We start from the raw sequence: 3,412 nt of genomic DNA, 5'->3' as shown, positions 1-3,412 counted from the left end.
GCCCCTCTCCCGCTCTCCTTCGCCCAGCAGCGCCTGTGGTTCCTGGACAGGCTGGAGCCCGGCAAGGCCACCTACAACATGCCGGTGGCCCTGCGCCTGGATGGAGCGCTCGACGTCGCCGTCCTGGAGCGCGCCTTCACGGAGCTGGTGCGCCGTCACGAGTCGCTGCGCACCACCTTCCGCGAGGAGGGCGGCACGCCGGCCCAGGTCATCTCCGCGCCCGAGCCCGTGCGCATCGCCCGGACGGACCTGTCCGGCCGCGAGGACCGCGAGGCCGAGGCCCGCCGGCTCGCCATCGCGGAGGCGTTCGGTCCGTTCGACCTCGCGACGGGTCCCCTGCTGCGCGTCAGCCTGCTGAAGCTGGCGGAGCAGCGGCACGTGCTGCTCCTGACGATGCACCACATCGTCTCGGACGGCTGGTCCATGGGCGTGCTCGTGCAGGAGATGGCCGCGCTGTACCAGGCCTTCTCCGCGGGCAAGCCGTCGCCGCTGCCCGAGCTGCCGCTGCAGTACGCGGACGTGGCCGTGTGGCAGCGCACGTGGCTGCAGGGCGAGGCGCTGGAGCAGCAGCTCGGTTATTGGAAGCAGCGGCTCGCGGACGCGGCCCGGGTGTTGGAGCTGCCCACGGACCTCCCGCGTCCTCCGGTGCAGTCGTTCCGTGGCGCCTCGGTGCCCGTGAAGCTCCCGCGCGCGGTGACGGAGGCGCTGCGCGCCTTCTGCCAGAAGGAGAACGTCACCCCGTACATGGCGCTGCTGGGCGCGTTCCAGGCGTTCCTCGCGCGCTACTCCGGGCAGGAGGACATCGTCGTTGGTTCGCCCATCGCGGGCCGCCGGTTCTCGGAGATGGAGGGGCTGATTGGCTTCTTCGTCAACACGCTGGTGCTGCGCGCGCGGATGGAGGGTGCACCGTCCTTCCAGCAGCTCATGAGCCGCGTCCGCGAGGCGACCGTGGGCGCCCAGGCGCACCAGGACATCCCGGTCGAGAAGCTCGTCGAGGCGCTCGCGCCGGGCCGCTCCCTGGACCGCACGCCGTTGTTCCAGGTCTTCTTCGCGCTCCAGAACGAAGCCGTGTCCATGTCCTCCGGACAGGGACTGGCCATCCAGCCGTATGAGCTGGACAACCCCACGGCCAAGTTCGACCTGGAGCTGTCCCTCGCGGAGTCTCCGGAGGGGTTCTCCGGGTCTCTCATCTACAGCTCCGACCTGTTCCTGCCCGCCACCGCCGAGCGGATGGCGCGTTACTACGTGCACTTCCTGGGCGCGATGCTGGCCCGGCCGCAGCAGCCGCTCCACTCGCTGCCGCTGCTGCCCACCGAGGAGCTGCGCTCGGTGCTGGAGGACTGGAACCGCTCGCCCTCCGAGTTCCCGCGTGATGCCACGATGCCGGAGGTCTTCTCCCGCGTCGTCGCTGCGCACTCCGACTCCGTCGCGCTGGAGTTCAGCGACCGGCGCCTCACCTACTCCCAGCTCGACGCCGAGGCCAATCGCCTCGCGCATCTGCTCGTCTCTCGCGGCGTGCGGCCCGATGCTCCCGTGGCCCTCGCCCTGGAGCGCTCCGTCGAGCTCATCGTCTCCCTGCTCGCCATCCTCAAGGCCGGCGGTGCCTACCTCCCGCTCGATACCTCGTATCCCCGTGAGCGCCTGGAGCAGATGATTGAGGACGCCCAGCCCGTCCTCCTTCTCACCGCGTCTTCTCTGAAGGACGCGATTCCCTCCGGTGACTCGCTGCCTGTCGTGCTCGTGGACTCGGTGGACACCTCCACCCTGCCCTCGCACTCCCCCAGCGTCGCCCTCGCGCCCGAGCACCTGGCCTATATCGACTTCACCTCCGGCTCCACCGGCCGGCCCAAGGGCGTGGCCGTCTCCCATCGCAACGTCCTGCGCACCGTCCTCAATGCGCCCTACGCGGACGTGTCGGCGGGCCACTCCTTCCTACTCATCGCTCCCATCTCCTTCGACGCCTCCACCCTCGAAGTCTGGGGGCCGCTGCTCAACGGCGCTCGCCTCGTCGTCTTCCCTCCGTCGTCGCCGAGTGACCTCGACGTCCTCTCCTCCGTCCTCCAGCACCACTCCGTCTCCACCCTCCACCTCACCGCGGGCCTCTTCTCGCAGATGGTGGAGACCCACGTGCATGGCCTGAAGTCGGTGAAGCAGCTGCTCACCGGTGGTGACGTGGTGAGTGCGCCTCACGTCAAGCGCGTGCTGGGCGAGCTGGGCATCCCGGTGACGGCTTGCTACGGCCCCACCGAGGGCACCCTCTTCACCTCCACCTTCCGCATGACGGAAGTGGCCCAGGTGCCCACGTCCATCCCCATCGGTACGCCCATCACCGGCACCCAGGTGTACCTGCTCGACTCGCACCTGCTGCCGGTGGCTCCCGGTACTCCGGGCGAGCTCTTCATCGGCGGCGAGGGCCTGGCACGCGGCTACGTGCGCCGGCCGGACCTCACCGCCGAGCGCTTCATCCCCAACCCCTTCTCCTCCTCGCCCGGTGCGCGCATGTACCGCACCGGCGACCTGGCTCGCTGGCGCCAGGACGGCGTCCTGGAGTTCCTCGGCCGCAAGGACTTCCAGGTCAAGGTGCGTGGCTTCCGCATCGAGCTGGCGGAAGTCGAAGCGGCGCTGCTGGCCTTCCCGGGCGTGCGTGAGGCCGTGGCCCTGGCCCGCGAGGACGTCCCCGGTGACAAGCGTCTCGTCGGCTATGTCGTCGCGGACAGCACGCTGGACATGAACGCGCTGCGCGAGGCGCTCAAGGCCCGCCTGCCCGAGTACATGGTGCCCTCCGCGCTGGTGCGGCTGGACGCCTTCCCGCTGACGGCCAACGCCAAGGTGGACCGCAAGGCCCTGCCCGCTCCGGAGGCTCGCGCCGACCTGCGTCCCTTCGTCGCGCCGCGCACCGCCACCGAGCAGCAGCTGGCCTCCGTGTGGGCCGAGGTGCTGCGCATCGACAAGGTCGGTGCCTACGACGACTTCTTCTCGCTGGGTGGTCACTCGCTGCTGGCCACGCAGGTGGTGGCGCGCATCCGTGCCACCTTCGGCGTGGAGCTGCCGCTGCGCACCCTCTTCGCGACGTCCACGCTGGAGGGCCTCGCCCGCGCCATCGATGAGCTGGACCGAGCCTCGGCGGCCGCGAACGTGCCGCCGCTGCGCGCCGCGCCTCGGGGCGAGCACCTGCCGCTGTCCTTCGCGCAGCAGCGCCTGTGGTTCCTCGATCAGCTCGAACCGGGCAGCGCCCAGTACAACATGCCCACCGCGTTGCTGCTCGACGGCACGCTGGACGTGGGCGCCCTGGAGCAGTCCTTCACCGAGCTGGTGCGCCACCACGAATCGCTGCGCACCACGTTCCGCGCCGAGGCGGGTCAGCCCTCGCAGGTCATCCACCCGCCCGCCCCGCTGCCGTTGAGCGTGGTGG

1 protein-coding gene is annotated in these 3,412 nt (G+C 70.5%); it reads left to right on the top strand.

Features of this window, described 5'->3' with window-relative positions; all coding sequences use genetic code 11:
- A partial coding sequence (locus HG543_RS52625) for a non-ribosomal peptide synthetase (RefSeq protein WP_169352517.1) occupies window positions 1-3,412 on the top strand: 3,412 nt, incomplete at both ends.

Origin of the sequence: Pyxidicoccus fallax, assembly GCF_012933655.1 — a bacterium.
Lineage (GTDB): Bacteria > Myxococcota > Myxococcia > Myxococcales > Myxococcaceae > Myxococcus > Myxococcus fallax.
The sequence above is the reverse complement of the archived record's forward strand: the minus strand, read 5'-3'. Positions and strand labels throughout refer to the sequence as shown.